At 43.0% G+C, this 17,783-nt stretch carries 19 protein-coding genes; 1 reads left to right on the top strand and 18 read right to left on the bottom strand.

Annotated features, from left to right (window positions below; genetic code table 11):
* Positions 1 to 106 precede the first annotated feature (106 nt).
* The 15 genes from CHI10_RS20765 to metG all read right to left on the bottom strand — a co-directional run bounded on the left by CHI10_RS20765 (position 107) and on the right by metG (position 14,930).
* Positions 107 to 757, bottom strand: coding sequence for a 50S ribosomal protein L25/general stress protein Ctc (locus CHI10_RS20765; protein WP_095246047.1), 651 nt, complete (start codon positions 755 to 757; stop codon positions 107 to 109).
* A 168-nt stretch (positions 758 to 925) separates the two neighbouring features.
* Positions 926 to 1,882 carry a ribose-phosphate diphosphokinase gene (locus CHI10_RS20760; protein WP_095246046.1) on the bottom strand — a complete coding sequence of 319 codons (957 nt, stop codon included), beginning with the start codon at positions 1,880 to 1,882 and terminating at the stop codon, positions 926 to 928.
* A 44-nt stretch (positions 1,883 to 1,926) separates the two neighbouring features.
* Complete coding sequence (gene glmU / locus CHI10_RS20755) at positions 1,927 to 3,300, bottom strand: bifunctional UDP-N-acetylglucosamine diphosphorylase/glucosamine-1-phosphate N-acetyltransferase GlmU (RefSeq protein WP_095246045.1); 1,374 nt, start codon at positions 3,298 to 3,300, stop codon at positions 1,927 to 1,929.
* Between the two features lie 272 nt (positions 3,301 to 3,572).
* A complete protein-coding gene (spoVG, locus tag CHI10_RS20750; protein ID WP_009336662.1) occupies positions 3,573 to 3,863 on the bottom strand; it encodes a septation regulator SpoVG in 291 nt (96 codons plus the stop codon).
* Between the two features lie 163 nt (positions 3,864 to 4,026).
* Positions 4,027 to 4,401 carry a RidA family protein gene (locus CHI10_RS20745; protein ID WP_095246044.1) on the bottom strand — a complete coding sequence of 125 codons (375 nt, stop codon included), beginning with the start codon at positions 4,399 to 4,401 and terminating at the stop codon, positions 4,027 to 4,029.
* Between the two features lie 24 nt (positions 4,402 to 4,425).
* On the bottom strand, positions 4,426 to 5,244 hold the full coding sequence (gene purR, locus CHI10_RS20740; RefSeq protein WP_095246043.1) for a pur operon repressor: 819 nt from the start codon (positions 5,242 to 5,244) through the stop codon (positions 4,426 to 4,428).
* 60 nt (positions 5,245 to 5,304) lie between these two features.
* Entirely contained in the window at positions 5,305 to 6,174 is an 870-nt protein-coding gene (ispE, locus tag CHI10_RS20735; RefSeq protein ID WP_095246042.1) for a 4-(cytidine 5'-diphospho)-2-C-methyl-D-erythritol kinase, read from the bottom strand.
* A 318-nt stretch (positions 6,175 to 6,492) separates the two neighbouring features.
* Positions 6,493 to 6,666: a small, acid-soluble spore protein, alpha/beta type gene (locus CHI10_RS20730; protein ID WP_095246050.1), complete on the bottom strand. Its 174-nt coding sequence runs from the start codon at positions 6,664 to 6,666 to the stop codon at positions 6,493 to 6,495.
* Between the two features lie 122 nt (positions 6,667 to 6,788).
* Positions 6,789 to 7,052, bottom strand: coding sequence for a biofilm formation stimulator Veg (gene veg, locus CHI10_RS20725; RefSeq protein WP_009336667.1), 264 nt, complete (start codon positions 7,050 to 7,052; stop codon positions 6,789 to 6,791).
* A 308-nt stretch (positions 7,053 to 7,360) separates the two neighbouring features.
* Positions 7,361 to 8,245, bottom strand: a complete 885-nt coding sequence (gene yabG, locus CHI10_RS20720; RefSeq protein ID WP_095246041.1) for a sporulation peptidase YabG — start codon at positions 8,243 to 8,245, stop codon at positions 7,361 to 7,363.
* Positions 8,246 to 8,423: 178 nt separating this feature from the next.
* Positions 8,424 to 9,302, bottom strand: coding sequence for a 16S rRNA (adenine(1518)-N(6)/adenine(1519)-N(6))-dimethyltransferase RsmA (gene rsmA / locus CHI10_RS20715; RefSeq protein ID WP_095246040.1), 879 nt, complete (start codon positions 9,300 to 9,302; stop codon positions 8,424 to 8,426).
* Entirely contained in the window at positions 9,295 to 9,855 is a 561-nt protein-coding gene (gene rnmV, locus CHI10_RS20710) for a ribonuclease M5 (RefSeq protein ID WP_095246039.1), read from the bottom strand. The genes rsmA and rnmV overlap by 8 nt, the downstream gene beginning before the upstream one ends.
* Before the next feature lie 287 nt (positions 9,856 to 10,142).
* The gene (locus tag CHI10_RS20705; RefSeq protein ID WP_095246049.1) at positions 10,143 to 11,336 is read right to left on the bottom strand and encodes a G5 and 3D domain-containing protein; all 1,194 of its coding nucleotides are present in this window, start codon (positions 11,334 to 11,336) and stop codon (positions 10,143 to 10,145) included.
* A gap of 644 nt (positions 11,337 to 11,980) precedes the next feature.
* Positions 11,981 to 12,748 carry a TatD family hydrolase gene (locus CHI10_RS20695; protein ID WP_095246037.1) on the bottom strand — a complete coding sequence of 256 codons (768 nt, stop codon included), beginning with the start codon at positions 12,746 to 12,748 and terminating at the stop codon, positions 11,981 to 11,983.
* Positions 12,749 to 12,962: 214 nt separating this feature from the next.
* On the bottom strand, positions 12,963 to 14,930 hold the full coding sequence (gene metG / locus CHI10_RS20690; protein WP_095246036.1) for a methionine--tRNA ligase: 1,968 nt from the start codon (positions 14,928 to 14,930) through the stop codon (positions 12,963 to 12,965).
* Between the two features lie 624 nt (positions 14,931 to 15,554).
* Between metG and CHI10_RS20685 the strand changes: the two genes are divergently transcribed.
* Complete coding sequence (locus CHI10_RS20685) at positions 15,555 to 15,839, top strand: transition state genes transcriptional regulator AbrB (RefSeq protein ID WP_095246035.1); 285 nt, start codon at positions 15,555 to 15,557, stop codon at positions 15,837 to 15,839.
* A gap of 39 nt (positions 15,840 to 15,878) precedes the next feature.
* On the opposite strand, the gene rsmI is transcribed toward CHI10_RS20685, so the two are convergent.
* Genes rsmI through CHI10_RS20670 form a run of 3 tightly spaced genes read right to left on the bottom strand, consistent with a single transcriptional unit; the run spans position 15,879 to position 17,752 of the window.
* Complete coding sequence (rsmI, locus tag CHI10_RS20680; protein ID WP_095246034.1) at positions 15,879 to 16,760, bottom strand: 16S rRNA (cytidine(1402)-2'-O)-methyltransferase; 882 nt, start codon at positions 16,758 to 16,760, stop codon at positions 15,879 to 15,881.
* Positions 16,738 to 17,022, bottom strand: a complete 285-nt coding sequence (locus tag CHI10_RS20675) for a GIY-YIG nuclease family protein (RefSeq protein ID WP_095246033.1) — start codon at positions 17,020 to 17,022, stop codon at positions 16,738 to 16,740. Before CHI10_RS20675 ends, rsmI begins: the two co-directional genes overlap by 23 nt.
* On the bottom strand, positions 17,012 to 17,752 hold the full coding sequence (locus tag CHI10_RS20670) for a tRNA1(Val) (adenine(37)-N6)-methyltransferase (protein ID WP_095246048.1): 741 nt from the start codon (positions 17,750 to 17,752) through the stop codon (positions 17,012 to 17,014). Before CHI10_RS20670 ends, CHI10_RS20675 begins: the two co-directional genes overlap by 11 nt.
* Between the last annotated feature and the right edge of the window lie 31 nt (positions 17,753 to 17,783).

Genomic DNA, 17,783 nt, shown 5'->3' with positions numbered 1-17,783 from the left:
TTGCCCCAGGCTGTCCAAAGCCGGGCCCATGCAAGCTCATTTCAAACCCAAGCAAACAGGGGCTTGCCATAATGCAAAGCCCCTGTAAGAATAGCGTCTCCCGAGCTTATTCTTCGCCTGTTTTATCTTCGTCTGCTGTTGTTTCTCTGCCTTCTTCATTTTCAGGTGTGCCCGCTTCCTGTTCTTCACCGCTGTTGATTTCTTCTTCCTGTCTTGGAGGAAGGATGGAAGCGATAACCTCATCTTCTTCATTGTTTATTTCATAGCCGCGATTTGCTTTGATATCTGCGACAGTCAAAGTCTCGTTTACCTGAAGGCTTGTTACATCCACCTCAACAGTGGATGGAATATTATTCGGTGTCGCCGTGACTGAAACTTCATGCAGAGATTGCTGCATAACGCCTCCATCTTTTACACCTGCTGCATCACCGGTCAAGACGACGCGTACATCAGCCGTCATTTCTTTATTCATATCGACCGCTATGAAATCTGCATGGACGATTTCATTTTTAATCGGGTTGGATTGGTAGTCACTAAGTACCACATCATGCTTGCTGCCATCCACATCCAATGAAAATACGCCGTTTCTGCCCACTTCCTTGATCGTTTTCAGAAAGTCAGCTTCACTTAAGTAAATGGATTTGCTTTGCAGCTTCGACCCGTACACAACGGCCGGAATATTCCCTTCCTTGCGCAGTGAAGTTAAGTTAGAGTTGCGTGAACCTTTTCTTTCTTTTGCCTGCAATACAGCTGTCATAAATACGTCCCCTTCCTCATTTAAAGAATTAGTCTTGTCTATATAAAAAAATGCCCTAAAATGAGGAAATCTAAACGTTTTTGTTTTGAAGCCTTATTATTTTTTTTAGAAAGAAAAAGCAAATCAGGCTTGCTTTGCAGCAAGCCTGGACAGTTATTTTATTGCCGATCAATCAAACAATGTGCTGACAGATTGCTCTTCATGAACCCGGATAATCGCTTCACCGATTAGCGGTGCAACCGATAGTTCGACAATCTTGTCTGTTTTCTTTTCTTCCGGAAGAGAAATGGAGTTTGTTATAACCAATTCTTTAATAGTTGAGTTTTCAATTCTTTCGATGGCAGGTCCTGATAGAACCGGGTGTGTACAGCATGCATAAACTTCTGATGCACCGTTTTCAATCAGGGCATTTGCTGCTAATGTAATAGTTCCTGCAGTATCAATAATATCGTCGATTAAGATAGCCGTTTTTCCATCGATGTTCCCTACAATGTTCATAACTTCAGCCACATTTGGTCTTGGACGGCGTTTGTCAATGATGGCAATCGGCGCTTTTAAGCGATCAGCCATTTTACGCGCACGTGTTACGCCGCCATGGTCCGGTGACACGATTACGATGTCGCTGTCAGTCAGTTTGTTCTTGAAGTAATCAGAAAGGATTGGCACACCCATTAAATGATCAATAGGAATATCAAAGAATCCTTGAATTTGCGGCGCATGCAGGTCAAGTGTTATCACACGGGTTGCACCAGCAGTTTCCAAAAGGTTTGCTGCAAGCTTAGCAGTAATCGGCTCACGCGCTCTTGCTTTGCGGTCCTGACGGGCATAGCCATAGTAAGGCATTACGATGTTGATCGTCTTGGCAGATGCACGCTTAAGAGCATCGATCATGATCAAAAGCTCCATTAAATGCTCATTAACAGGTGAGCTTGTTGACTGAATCACATACACATCGCATCCGCGGATGCTTTCTTCAATGTTAATTTGGATTTCGCCGTCGCTGAAGCGCGTTACGGAACACTTACCAAGCTCCACACCAATCACATTGGCGATTTCAGCAGCTAGCCTGCGGTTTGAATTTAAACTGAACACCTTTAAATTTGGATCTAAATACTGGTTTGACATTTTGGGCCTCCATCGATTTATTTCTTACAAATAGAAAGTTCGGTTTATTTCTTAATGTTTAATTTGTGCGTGTAGTTTTCTTTGTTCACCTGGCGTGCGCGGGCAATGGAAAGAGCTTCTCCCGGCACATCTTCAGTAATCGTTGAGCCTGCTGCCACATATGCACCTTCCCCAATCGTTACCGGTGCCACGAGATTGGAGTTGCATCCAATGAATACACCATCTTCGATTTTAGTCAGGTACTTATTTTTGCCGTCATAATTAACTGTGATTGAGCCGCAGCCCAGGTTAACACCTTTGCCTACTTCTGCATCGCCAATATAGCTCAAGTGAGAGGCTTTGCTTCCTTTTCCGAAAACAGATTTCTTCACTTCAACAAAGTTGCCGATTTTCACTTCATCATGAATATCTGATTGCGGACGAATGTGAGCAAACGGTCCAATGTTCACTTTTGAACCGATATGGCTGTCATGTGCTGCAGATTGGCGGATCACTGTACCTTCCCCAATATGGCAATCAGAAATCTCCGTATGAGGTCCGATCACACATTCAGCACCGATGATGGTATTTCCGGAAATGATGGTTCCAGGGTAAAGAACTGTATCTGAACCAATTTTCACATCCGAACCAATATATGTGTTTGATGGATCAATAATGGTCACGCCGTTACGCATATGTTCTTCATTTATCCGCTGTTTCATGAATGATTCTGCCTGGGATAAGGCTACCCGGTCATTGACACCCAGAGTTTCGCCGAAATCAGCCGTCTGGTAAGCTGTAACGACCTCCCCTTCATTTTTCAGGATCTCAATTACATCAGGAAGGTAATACTCGCCCTGCACATTATCATTTGTTACTTTGTTCAAGGCTTCGAATAATGCTTTATTATCAAAGCAATACGTTCCAGTATTAATTTCTTTTATCTTGCGTTCTTCCTCGGAAGCATCTTTCTGTTCAACGATTTTTTCAACCATCCCCATGTCATTGCGGATCACGCGTCCATATCCGAATGGATTTTCCGCATGAGCTGTTAAAATAGTCGCTTTGGCAGAAAGCTCTTCATGATGCTTGAAAAGCGCTTCCATTGTTTCATGCCTGATGAGCGGTGTATCTCCGCAGACTACGATCGTGACACCCTCTTTGCCTTCAAGCATTTCACGTGCCTGCATAACGGCATGAGCAGTGCCAAGCTGCTCCTCTTGAAGAGCATATTTGCTGCTTGAGCCAAGCTGCTGCTCTACCATTTCCGCTCCGTGTCCAGTAATTGTGACAATTTCCTTTATGTTAAGCTTTGTAACTTGATCAACTACATGTTGAACCATCGGTTTGCCGCATACAGGGTGAAGGACTTTGTAAAGCTTTGACTTCATTCTTGTCCCCTGGCCTGCGGCTAAAATAACCGCGTATCGATTAGACATTTACAGGCCTCCAATTTAACCTTTTTATCCATAACGAATATATCTTAAATGGGCTCTTATTTCAAGAATTGATGACAAAGTACAAATAATTGTCATTACCATAAACGGTATTTTTTGAAGAAATGGTTTATTTTTATTATAGAAAGGGTAATGGAAAGATAGAAAAAAGCCCTAAGAACCGCCATTAGCTGGAGGTCTTAGAGCTTGGTTTTTTCACAGCAGAAATAAAAAAGAGCCTTACTTATGAAGTAGGCCCTTGTTGATTTATTTTCTTAGGAAGCACCGGCTTCTTCAAATTCAACTTCTAATTCACCTAAGCGGTGGTACTCGGCTAAAACAGCCTCCTGGATTTTACCGCGCGTTCCTGAATTGATTGGGTGCGCGATATCTCTAAACTCCCCATCCGGAGTACGTTTGCTCGGCATGGCTACAAATAAGCCATTATTTCCATCAATCACACGAATATCATGAACAACAAATTCATGATCAAGCGTAATAGATGCAATTGCCCTCATTCGTCCATCCGTATTAACGCGGCGTAATCTTACGTCTGTCACTTCCATCCTGTTCACCACCTTTTCGAGAAGATATAATCCTAATTGTATAAATTCAACATATTTCCTGAATCTCCTTCTTTAATAAAAAATATTTTTTGAATATTTTGTTCAAAGATTTTTTCAAATAAAAAACGCCCGTCATATGAACGAGCGAATGAATGGCGGTTATTTATTTTACAAGTGCTACTACTTCAATTTCCACTAGGACATCCTTTGGCAGGCGTGCCACTTCCACACAGGAGCGCGCAGGCTTGTGGGTGCTGAAGTATTCCCCATACACTTCATTAATAGCTGCAAATTCGTTCATGTCCTTAATAAATACTGTCGCTTTTACCACGGTATCTAATGACGCGCCAGCTTCTTCAAGCACTGCTTGAAGGTTTTTAAATACCTGATGCGTCTGCTCTTTTACATCCCCATCCACCAAAACGCCTTCAGCTGTAAGCGGAATTTGCCCTGAGCTATAGAATAGGTTATTTACTATAATCCCCTGAGAATAGGGTCCAATTGCTGCCGGTGCCTGATTCGTTTGAATGACTTTCATGAATTCTCCCCCTAAAAAATATGATTATTTTTTAAAATAGTTGCCTTCACTTACATTGATTTTCTTTTCCCTTACATCCACATCAGATAGACGTACTAGAGAAAGGTACTCATCAACCAGCCGTTCTTCTGCCTTTTCTGCCTCAACCAGGACTGCAATGCCTGCAAGGTTTGCCTTGAATTCTTCCAGCATGCTGACCATGCCATTAACCGTTCCGCCGGCTTTCATGAAATCGTCAATGATTAAGACATTGGAATCCTCTGCCAGGCTTCTTTTCGAAAGGACCATGGTTTGAATCCTCTTAGCAGATCCTGACACATAGTTAATGCTTACCGTGGATCCTTCTGTCACCTTGCTGTCACGTCTTACGATCACAACGGGCACGTTGAGGTAATTGGCGGCAGCATAAGCAAGCGGTATTCCTTTTGTAGCTACCGTCATAACCACATCAACGGGCTTATCCGCAAAGGCTGAGGCAAAAAGCCGTCCTGCACGCTGGACAATTAAAGGATCACCGAGAATGTCAGTCATATAGAGATAGCCCCCGGGAAGAAGCCTTTCCGGGCTGGCAATCAAGCCGCAAAGCTCCTCTACAAATGGCCGGGCTTCATCATCAGGTACTTTAACATGGAACTTGACGCCGCCTGCTGCTCCGGAAACGGTCTGCAGTGTACCTATTCCTCTTTGCTCAAAAGTTTCTTTGATAATGGCGAGATCTTCACTGATCGAAGACTTGGCGGAACCATACCTTTCTGAAAAGAAAGTTAAGGATACCAACTGACGCGGATGGTTCAATAAATAATTGGTCATATCTATCAACCGTTCGCTTCTGCGAAATTTCATTTGTGGAACCCCCATTTAAATCCGAATGTTTTAACGATAATATACCATTAACATACGGATTTAATCAAGCTTATGTCTTTCTCCGAGCATTCTGACTGCAAAAACCTGGTCACAAAACCCTCTAAGGCCATTATAGATCCGATGCATTCTTGAATCATGATGCACAAGCCCAAACACAGTTGGACCGCTGCCGCTCATCAGGACAGCATCCGCACCAAATCGTTTCATCTGGTCTTTTATTTGCAGGACCTCAGGGTGCATACTCAGTGTGACATCCTCGAGAACATTGCCCATGTTCCGGCAGACATCCTCATAGCAGCCCCATTTGATTGCTTCAACCATTCCTTTTGTATTTGGATGCTGCACCTGCTCTACATCCAGTCTCCTGTATACATCCGCTGTCGATACGCCGATGAACGGCTTAGCAAGTATGACCCAGCAGGTTGGAGGCGCAGGAAGCTCCTGAATTTTCTCTCCACGCCCAGTAGCTAATGCAGTGCCTCCGTATACGCAAAAAGAAACATCAGAACCGATTTCCGTCCCTATTTCAGCAAGCTCATCTAATGAAAGCCCCAGCCCCCACAGCTTGTTAAGCCCTCTGAGAGCCGCTGCTGCATCACTGCTGCCGCCGGCAAGTCCAGCCGCAACCGGAATCATTTTTTCTATTGTAATGGCTACACCTTTTTTTACTTGAAACCGTTCTTTAAGAAGGTGTGCAGCCTGATATGCCAAATTCCGCTGATCATCCGGAACAAAACGGTTATGGGAGATAATTCTGATCTCGTCTTTATCTAAAAGTGTTAATTCCAGGCGGTCAGCCAAATCAATCGTTGTCATTATCATTTCCACTTCATGATAGCCATCTTTCCGTTTATGTAAAACATCCAATGACAAATTGATTTTAGCAGGCGCCTTCACCATGACCTTCAACATTTCCACCTACTTCTTTCCTTTAAATCGGACTCCTGTCCAGCTCCACAAGCGAAGCGCTTTGCCCTGCCGGTTCATTTCGAAGGGAAAGCCATACCTTCATTCAGTATTGACTTCATTTTACCCGGCAATAAGCGGCGGCTTAAAGCTTTTCTCACAGAGCGTCTCCATTTTTTGTCCTATTTTACCACAAAATAAACATAAAAGCTCAGGTGTCTTGGAATATAGAGGTTATGGCTGTTAGAAAGAAGAAATGCCGAGGCATAAGCCTCGGCAGACGCAGTGCATATTAATGCTTAAACATATTCTGTGCGAATGCTATTTGTTAAGAAGGTTCTGCTGTGCGATTTCGATGGCCCGCTTAACCATATTGCCGGCATCCTTCGCCCGGATGCCGCCCCAGCCTTCCTTTTGGACCACATCATAAAAGCCAAGCTCTTTCGCAATTTCTTCTTTTAATCCATCTGACATAACGCCGCGTCTTCTGGCCAACATTAACATCCCCTTTCGCACTGCGGTATGTATAGTATGTGAAAGGGTCCTGCTATTTTATGAAAAAAGGGCAAACAAAAAGCAGTAAACAATTTGTTCACCGCCCGCTGTCATATATATTATTAGCTTAAAGCAACCTGTCCTGATGTATCTTCATAGAATGTAATTTGAACCGTTTCTGTTAAAACATCCGCATAGCTGTAAGATACCCGTTCAAATGCATTTTCATCCTGATCTAGCTCAATCACAAATACTGAAGGATACGTTTCGGCCAGAACTCCTGAGCGTTCAATGGTCTTTCTGCGCCCGCCATTTGCTTTTAGCAGGAGCCTTTTCCCAAGATTTGAATCAAGAGCTTTTTTAATATCTGATAATGTTTTTGCCATTCGGTCCACCTCACTATGTTAAGTATATCACACTGACACAATACTGTCAAACAAAAATATAAATTATAACAGTGTTTAAATTTAAATGTCAATATGTTTTGTTCTACTTTTTCTTCTAATTTTCAACAATTTTAGGATTGCCTTAATTGGAAAAGATTATGTATCGTTTTTAGAAAGCTTATATGCTTGCCGTTCATTACCTGGGAAATAGACGAATACCCCCACGCGAAATTTATCGAAAAATGCTAATTAACTTATTAGAAATAACATAAAAAAACAAGCCGTATAGAATAAAAACGGCCTGCACATTAAGATTCATTTAATTCATCGTCATTGTAAGGCATTCCTGTTCTCAGTACTCCCCGGGTTTCAATTCCTCCAAGTCCCTTTTCACCTGTCAGTGTATTTCTTAAGATATCCCATAAATTGATTCTTTCCATAAATGGTGTAAGGCTGACTTTCGCCACAATGTATACAGGGTCAAGGGCATGAATATTCACTCTGGAAGGAGAACTGGCAAAATTGGCTCCAGCATGGATCAGTGATTCGAAATGTGACTGACATGCTCCGGCAAAAATGACAAGCTGATCAAGATGCGGTACTTTTTTGCGTGCTTCCCTTACCGCCTGCACAAATTCCCTGGAGTGCCTGTAAGCATTGATATCGGATTTTTTCCCCTTTGCCTTTGAATATGCATCATGGCCTGTTACAACGAGGATATCCGGCCTGTAATGATCGATGAGCTGTCCGATTTTCATCGGCATTTCCTTTTCGCTGCAATGGATCCCTGTTACAGGAATACCTATTTTTTCATACACACTCAGGCATTTTTTTAAATAAGAAGGATCACCATCCAGGTGAAGAACCCTGCCTGGTATCTGAAAATAGTTAAGCGTCTTGCTGTAGCCGTCTGTCACTTCATACTCCTGCTTCTCCCTCAAGAGAGCCACATCCTGCCTGAATAGCTGGAAGGACTGTTCTTCAAGAGATCTGAACTCCTGTTCGAACTTCATCCGCTGCGCCTGGTTGATGACGATTAAATCCTCACAGGGAGCATCCGCAACAAGACGGATATCCTCTCCGAATAATATGGCAACTTTTTTTCCGCCCTGTTCTCTAATATCAATCACGCGGAATAGAATATCACAATGATACGAAATTCTTCCGACGATATCCATCGTATTTATAGTCAATGTCGTCACTCCAATTTCCCGAGGGTAAACACGGTCTGCATCTAATCTCTTGTTTGTGATTTGTTATTTATGTCATAAATTATGCATTTGACTATGAACATGTGCGTAGAAATGACGGATGGTTGATAGACGTTTGGGCGAAAAAAAAGCCCGCTGTATAGTCAGCAGGCTTGGTCTTTTATGAAAAATGAGGCAGCAGAGCATCGCTCAATCGGGCAAATTCTTCGATGGATAGAGTTTCCCCTCTTCTGCCCGGCTCGACATTCGCTTGTTCGAGAGCGGAGAGAATTTGTTCCTTCTTCTGTTTTCCTTCAGGCAATTGGCTTGTTAAGTTGTTCAGCAGCGTCTTGCGCCTTTGGGCAAAGCTTGCTTTTGTTACCCGGAAAAAGAAAGATTCACTTTTAACCGCCACTGCAGGCTGTTTGCGCTTTGTCAGTTTAATGACGGCAGAATCCACATTCGGCTGCGGCACAAAGACCGTCTTCGGCACGATCATGGCCGTTTCAGCCTCTGTATAGTACTGGACAGCAATGGAAAGGGAGCCGTACTCTTTTGTGCCTGGACGGGCCGAGATCCTGTCTGCCACTTCTTTCTGCAGCATACAGACAATGCCCCTGATCGGAAGCTTGTCCTCGAGCAGCTTCATGATGATCGGGGTTGTCACATAATACGGAAGGTTGGCGACAACCATTATATCGTCAAAGCCTTCAAATTCCCGTTCAATCGCCGTCTTAACATCTGCCTTCAATACGTCTTCATTAATGATGGATACATGGGGATATGGCGATAGGGTTTCCTCTAAGATTGGAAGCAGCCGCTGGTCAATTTCAAAAGCCAGCACCTTTTTGCTTCTCCGTGCCAGCTGTTCGGTCAGTGCCCCAATTCCCGGGCCGATTTCGATGGCGCCCGACTCTTCCGTTATATCAGCATGATCAACAATCCTGCGGAGAATATTCGTATCGATCAAAAAGTTCTGTCCCAGGCTTTTCTTAAAAGAAAATCCGTATTTATCCAAAATCGCCTTTGTTCTCGCTGGCGTTGCAATGTCTTTATGCATTTTGTTCCTCCTTGCGAATAGCTTCGATTGCCTCAGCAAAATCCTTTTGGCTGATCTGAAACATCATTAAGCGCTTATGAAGCTGCTTGCCGTTTGTGTAGCCGATTTTAAGAAGCCTGCCAAGCTTTTCTCTTCTTTCCTTGGCACCTTCCCCGCCAATCAGGCCTGCAGTGACCAGGTCTTCCTGTGTAATGGTTTCTTCATAGGTTTCCTGCATAATCTGTGCGTCCTTTAGTGCCTGGCGGATCATTTCTGGCGATGCATGCTCAACACCCACTCCTCTGCCATGCTTGTGGAGGGCGTCCGCTTTTTCTATAAAGGCATGCTTGCATCCTGGAACTTCATTGGTGATCGTATTCCGGATCTTTTGTCCGGGAAAGTCCGGGTCTGTGAACACGATGACCCCTCTGGTCTTCTGGGCAAGCTTTATTTTTTCAATGGTTACCCCATTAATGGCAGATCCATTTGTTTCAATTGTATCGGCATCCAGCGCCCTCCTGATTGCCGCTGTATCATCCTTGCCTTCTACAACAATAATTTCCTTGATTTTCATGGTTCCTCCTAAGAAAAGCGCAAGCGCCTTGCCGCTCCTCGAGGAGGCAGGCTGCTTAGGCTAGACAGTTATCAATGTTTAAAAAAATTCCGTAAAAAAAATATAAAAAATTGAAAAAAACTTGAAACATTTCTGTAATGTAATTCGTCTAAATAGATGTAAGAAGAATATATTTATAAAGAATAGTTCTTATTATATATGAACCAGCTTAAAAATGAAAAATGTTATCCATTAACCTTCTCTGCAATGAAATAAAAAATGCAGGGGAAGCCCCTGCATCACAAAATTTAATTCAGTATCTTAATTTTTACCGTTTTTCTTCCCCACTTGTATGCTTCTGATTTGGAGGAGAAGAATACATCGATTTTGTTTCCTTTAATCGCGCCGCCTGTATCAGCTGCAACGGCATAGCCATAGCCTTCCACATAGACCTTCGTTCCAAGGGGAATGACACTTGGATCAACCGCTATGACCTTAGCACCCGGATTGGCACGCAGGTCCAAACCGGTAGCCGTTTTGCCTGAGCATCCGCTGCAATTAGCCGTATAGGCAGTTGACGATACATATATTTCTTTACCGCTTGCCTTGCTGCTTGTTCCGCGGGAAACGACTTGTGTTGCTGCAGCCACCTTTGTTCCGACAGCAACGACTTTATCCTGCTTTTCCTTCACTTGCTTTTCACTGATCAGCTTTCTGGAAATTTCTTTGCCATTCTCCAGGACGACTTCAAACTCTTTCGCCTTAAGGCCTTTTTTTCCAGCATTCATCACTTTTTCAGTTCCCTTAGTCAAGCTGTTATCCTTCTTTGTTACAACTGCGAAATTAATTGGTTCTTCCACTACATCGGTGACTTTTTCAACTCGAATGACTTTTATTTTGTCATTGGCTTTGACTGTCTCTTCCAACTTTGGTTCAACGCGGTCTAAATCATTAATCTTGATTCCCTGCTGTGATAAAAAGTCAGCGACCGTAGTCGAAGTTGACCAAACCTGCTTCTCTTTGCCGCCATTATTAAGCGTTAAAGCGAATGCTTTCTCTACTTGAATTTCCAGGTTGTTTTTAACTGTATCCTCTGGCTTTGGCTGAACCTTATCATGTTCAGTCAGCGTAATATTCTGTTCTTTTAAAACGTCCCCGACTGTCTTTGCAGCCGTCCAAATCGTTTTCTTCTCGTTATCTGTTACAACTTTCACCTGTTTAGCCGGTTCATAGACAATTTCTGTATTGTCCTTAACCTCTGTGTTTACCGAGGGAAACACATAATCTTCTGAGCGGAGTGAAATATCTAGATCATCGAATATATCTTGAATCGTTGTTGCATGCGTTTTGATGACTTTCTCTTGGCCGTCTATCGTCAGTGCTACTGTTTTCTTTGTTGTTTCATATGCAATGAAACCGCAGGCAGCAGCAAAAACTACTAAACTAGCAGAAAAAATGGCCAATTTCTTTTTACTCAAAGACTTGGATAACAGGTTTTTCATGTTTTGAATCACGATGAAAAACGCCTCCTTTTCTCTCGGAGTGATTATATAGAGTATCTCGCCGACTGTCAACTCTTTCAATTTTCCAGCTTCCGAAAGGCTGGAAGAATGCAGGCATTGGGCTTTTTTTCCTGGATTCTTAGAACTGTACTCTATCTCTATGTATGAATGATAGTTCCCTTCTATGCATGCCTTCTTGCAAATGCTCTGTTTTTGGTCATGCTTGCCTTGGATTTATACTTTTCCACATCCAGGTGAAAAATCCTTCTTTTTTGGTTTTAGGAATTTTTCACGCATTTGGAAATCCTTTATATTCCGCTGACCAGGCGCTGACCAGGCGCTCAGCAATCGGGAGCGATTTAAAAAAGTTTCCTCAAGACTTCAGGTTTCCTGCCCTCCATCTGTCACATCCCGACCAGCAGAAAACGCCCTCCGCTCGATCAGCAGGCGTGCATTACAGCACCTTTTTTCAAGTAATTGGCAAACACTTCCGTAAACATATTTCCTATTATGCAAAAAAACCGGATGAAAGGAAAGAGAGACTTATCGACATGGTTATCCTATGAGAAGGAGGAGACATGTAGAACTTTTTAGAATCAGAAAAGATTTGGACAAGCTCCTACAGGCTTCGACAAAATGAGCTATCAGTTTATGCCGAATAATTTTTTTGCATTTTCTGTGGTTGCCTGTGCAATTTCTTCTGTTGAAAGTCCTTTTATTTCTGCAATCTGCTCTGCCACCAATTTGACATAGCTGGGCTCATTCCGTTTTCCTCTGTGCGGATGAGGGGTCAAATATGGGCAGTCTGTTTCAATCAACAGCTTTTCAAGCGGAATAACATCGGCTACTTCCTTTGGTTTTTTCGCATTTTTGAAGGTCACTGGACCGCCAAGGGAAATGTAGAAGTTCATATCCACACACTCTTGGGCAATTTCCGGGCTGCCGCTGAAGCAATGCATGATTCCGCCCACTTCTCCCGCTCCTTCTTCCTTGAGGATTTCGACTATATCGGCTGTAGCATCACGGTTATGGATGACGATGGGAAGCTTCACTTTTTTCGCCAGACGGATCTGCTTTCGGAAGACTTCCTTTTGAATATCCTTCGGGGACTTGTCCCAATAATAATCCAGGCCCATTTCTCCCAGTGCCACCACTTTTGGATGGCTGGAAAGCTCTTCAATCCAGACCAAATCTTCCTCTGTCATATCAATGGCATCGACTGGATGCCATCCCACACTGGCATAGATGAAATCGTATTTCTCAGTCAGCTCCATTGCTTTTTCAATGGTTGGACGGTCAAACCCGACGACCACAATGTTGGAAATTCCTTCACTAAGGGCCCGGTCAATCACCTCTTGTAAATCTTCGCTATATTGTTCGGCATTAAGATGTGCGTGTGTGTCGAAAAACATCAAAAAACTCCTTTTCCTTCATATTATTTTTCTATTACTATTATGTCAGTGATGTAACAAAATGACTTTACTGTCAAAATGGTTCCAATTATATAAAACCGCCAGAAATTACTTTCCAAGAATAATTTTTTCCAAAAATAAAAAACATAGAAATGCTTACGGTATACGCTTAACACTTCTATGTTTTTATGTTTAACAGGAAAAATAAATAATATTATTTTACCCTTGCACCTAGTGGAAGAGATTCAGCAATGGTGGCAAGTGAAAGTTCGCCGTCTTTTCCTCCTGCTAAAATCATTCCTTCTGAAAGCTCGCCGCGAAGTTTAACAGGCTTTAAATTGGTTACACAGATGACTTTTCTGCCGACCAGCTCTTCCGGCTTATAAAATTTAGCAATTCCGGAAACGACCTGGCGTTTTTCATAGCCAAGATCCAGCTGTAATTTCAGGAGCTTATCAGCTTTTTTCACCGGTTCTGCCTCGATGACCTGGGCCACTCTTAAATCGACCTTCATAAAGTCATCGATTGAGATTTCCTCGCTATCCGGCTTTTCCTCTGCTTTTGCTTCGGGCTTTGCTTCTTCTTTAGGAGCAGCAGATCCCTGCATTTTTGTTTTAATGAACTCAACTTCTTCTTTAATATCCAGGCGAGGGAAAATCGGTTCTCCCTTTAATACCTTTGTGCCTTCAGGAATCAGGCCGAATGTCTCAAGGCTTTCCCAGGATGTTAATGCTTCTTCATTGACATTAAGCTGCGTGAAGATTTCCTTCGGCGTGCGTGTCAGGAATGGCTGCAGAAGCACTGCCGTTCTGCGCAGGGATTCCGCCAGATGAACCATCACACTTGCAAGCTCTTCCCTCTTCTCTTCCTCTTTCGCCAGAGTCCAGGGCTGTGTTTCATCTATATATTTATTCGTTCTGCTGACAAGCTGCCACACGGCAGATAAAGCAACAGAGAACTCCATTTTTTCCATCGCTTCCTCGTATTTGGAAACCGTCTCACGGTTCATTTGCAGCAGCTGCTGGTCGAACTCACCTTCTGAACCTGTATATGCCGGAATAACACCGTCAAAGTATTTATTCACCATCGCGATCGTACGGTTTAGCAGGTTGCCTAAATCGTTGGCAAGATCAAAGTTGATTCTCTCCACAAAACCTTCCGGTGTAAATACTCCGTCTGCGCCGAATGGCACTTCGCGAAGCAGGTAATAGCGCAGTGCATCCAGGCCATAACGGTCAATTAGGGTAACAGGGTCCACTACATTTCCCTTTGATTTGGACATTTTGCCGTCCTTCATCAAAAGCCAGCCATGGGCAAATACCTTTTTCGGCAGTGGCACATCCAAAGCCATCAGCATGATTGGCCAGTAAATCGTATGGAAGCGCACAATTTCTTTTCCAACGAGGTGAACATCTGCAGGCCAGTAGTTCAGATATTTGGAATCATCATCGGTTCCATAGCCAAGTGCGGTAATGTAGTTGGATAGTGCATCAATCCATACATACACCACATGCTTAGGGTTATTCGGCACTTTTACTCCCCAGTCAAAAGTTGTTCTGGATACTGCCAAATCCTCAAGGCCCGGTTTAATGAAGTTATTGATCATTTCATTTTTGCGTGATTCAGGCTGTATGAAAGATGGATTTTCTTCATAATATTGCAGAAGTCTGTCAGCGTATTTGCTTACCTTAAAGAAATAAGATTCTTCCTTTACTTTATGAACGGGACGTCCGCAGTCAGGGCAGTTGCCGTCCGCAAGCTGGCGTTCTGTGTAATAAGACTCGCAAGGCGTACAATACCAGCCTTCATATTCGCCAAGATAAATATCACCCTGTTCTACAAGCTGGGCGAAGATTTTTTCAACGATCTGCTTATGTCTGTCCTGTGTCGTGCGGATAAAGTCATCATAGGAAATATCAAGCTTTTTCCATAGATCCTGAATGCCGGCAACAATTTCATCCACGTACTGCTGAGGTGTTACCCCTTTTTCTTCTGCCTTCTCCTGGATCTTCTGTCCATGTTCATCCGTTCCCGTCAGGTACATAACATCAAAGCCGCGCATGCGCTTGTAGCGCGCCATCGCATCACCGGCTACCGTTGTATAGGCATGCCCTATATGTAAATTTCCACTAGGATAATAAATTGGAGTGGTTAAATAAAACGTCTTTAATTTGTCCTCCACAAGATTCCCTCCCTTATTGTATGAAAACATCGGTGCATATTTATATGCAACTATGTTTTTGGCTGTGTCCTATGTCTCATAATGGATACTAAAAAATCCCGCCCCTTTTGGACGAGAGTATTAATCAAAAAATCGTGCCGTTATTGGGCCTGCTATATCAATATTTTACAAGAAGTTATATCGTCAGCATAACCTCTTATACCATCAAAATATACCTAAAAACTTGAAATTGTGCAACCAATAGGCAGAAAGGATTGGCAGTATTTTTCTTAAATAAATTTTTTTATGTTTCTATCCCTAAAAACGGAAACTGCCTTTCGAATATTATTATCGTAATAGCATGGGTTTTTGTAGAATTTTGTCGAAATGTCGAAAAGAGTCATATCCTTAAATTATGGAAGCTCATTTCCATATTTTCGTTTAAAATGGCATTTATTTCGAAAATCGTAGTTATACCAACACTTCATCGAGTTTCCTAAAATTTTCTATTCCATTCCAAAATAAAGTAATTGACGTATATGGGAATGGCTGGTATTATAAATGTAACAAAGATTTTGTCGAATAATGACGAAACTATATAGATAGAGAAAAATATTTTTGGAGATTTGAGAGGAGAATTTTATTATGAAATCTACAGGTATTGTTCGTAAAGTTGATGAGCTTGGCCGCGTAGTAATCCCTATTGAACTAAGACGCACACTTGGAATCGCTGAAAAGGATGCTTTGGAAATCTACGTAGATGACGAAAGAATCATCCTTAAAAAGTACAAGCCAAACATGACTTGCCACGTTACCGGGGAAGTATCTGATGATAATATCACACTTGCTAACGGCAAACTAATCTTAAGCCGTGACGGTGCAGAGCAGCTGTTAAAAGAAATTCAAAACACTTTTGAAACTGTTAAATAATAATGTACAAAAGCTTCTCACTTGTGTGAGAAGCTTTTTTTATTCTTCTATATGATAAGCATGGTAAACATCCCGCTTATTTAATTCCCGATCTTTTGCAGTTTGCTTGATGGCTTCCTTGCTCGAGAGTCCAGTTTCTTCTATATAATGTCTGACATGATCCTCAATCGAATGATTCTCCCACCAGGCAGCTTCTGCCTCCTGCACAGTTTCGGAAGTCCCTTCAATAATAATCACAAATTCTCCTCTCACTTCGCCGCCGCTTGAAGCCCATTCCATCACTTCTTCTACAGTTCCCCGGATAAATTCTTCATATCTCTTCGTCAGTTCACGGCATAACGCAATATTCCTGTTGCCCATGACCACAGACATCAGTGAGAGGGTTTCCTTCAGGCGATGGGGAGCTTCATATAAGATGACGGTTGCCGATTGCCTAGAGAGATCCTCGAGCTCCTGCTTCTTGTGTTTCTTCTGCCTGTTCAAAAACCCATAGAAATAAAAAGGCTGGGTGTTGATGCCGGAAGCAATCAGGCCGGTTAATGCAGCATTCGCACCGGGAAGGGGCACCACTGTCAGCTTTTCTTCAGCAGCCGCTGTTACAAGGTCATAGCCCGGGTCTGAAATCGCAGGCATCCCTGCATCACTGACAAGGGCAATTTTTGCGCCATTGGCCACTTTTTCAAGCAGCTTCTGTCCGCTGATTTCCTTATTATGTTCATGATAGCTGATGATGGGTGTGTCAATCTCAAAATGATTGCATAGCTTCTTTGTATTGCGCGTATCCTCCGCTGCAATAAAGTCCGCTTCCTTCAGGATTCTAACCGCCCTGAAGCTCATGTCTTCCAGATTGCCGATTGGAGTCGGGACTAAATATAAAATTCCTTTTGTCTCTTCATGCTCAAAGCTTTTTTGCTGCCACATATGTACCACCCGTCTCTTTCATTAAAAACTCGTCCTTCTTCTTCCGGGACAATTGTTTGAATTCATATTCCGCTCTCATCGCTTCGCCTTTTTCCGAAAAGGAACGGGAGAAGACCAGCTCAACCGGTCCTCTTCCTCTGGTATACTTGGCCCCTTTTCCTTCATTATGGACCTTCACCCGTTTTTCAAGATCATTGGTGTAACCTGCATACAAGCTGCCATCACGGCAATGGAGAACGTAAAAAAAATGGCTATTCTCCATATAAAATCTCTCTCATTTCGGGTGTGTATTCATTTTCTTCATTATATACAAATAAAGGAGGCAGGATTTTCAGGTCCGGATTGCCGTTTTTGACTGCCTCAATCAGCAGGGTGTTTGCTTCTTTTCCGACCTTCGGATAAACAAACTGCACCCTTTTCGGCTCCAGCTTATACTTGCGCATTAGGGTGACAATGTCGAGGAACCTGCCCGGCCTGTGCACAAATGCCACCTTGCCTCCCTGTCTCGCAAGCCCGCTTGACGCTTTCACCGCATCCTCAAGCGTACACAGAATTTCATGGCGGGCAATCGCCAAATGCTCATTTTCATTGATTTCATCCTTAGAAGGTGTTGGAAAGTAAGGCGGGTTGCAGGTGACAACATCAAATTTTCCATAACCTAATTCCTGATGGATCTCTTTAATATCCCCCTGAATCATCTTAATCCGGTCTTGAAGCTTATTGTATTCAATGCTTCTGACCGCCATATCATGCAGACGCTCCTGAATTTCGACGCCTGTAATGGCCCCCTTTGTTCTTGTGCTCAAAAAAAGCGGAATCACACCATTTCCACTGCACAAATCAATAAGATTGCCTTTTTGAATCGGCACATACACAAACCGGGCCAGCAGGACAGCATCCAGTGAAAAAGAAAAAACGGCCGGGCTTTGGATGATTCTCATATCTTCAGCCAGCAAATAGTCCAGCCGCTCCCCTTCTTTTAAAAAATCCATTCTTGATCCTCCATGCTTCAAAGAAAAGCGC

The sequence above is a fragment of the Bacillus sp. 7894-2 genome (assembly GCF_002272225.1).
Lineage (GTDB): Bacteria > Bacillota > Bacilli > Bacillales > Cytobacillaceae > Cytobacillus.
This window is presented reverse-complemented; position numbering and strand designations above follow the sequence as displayed.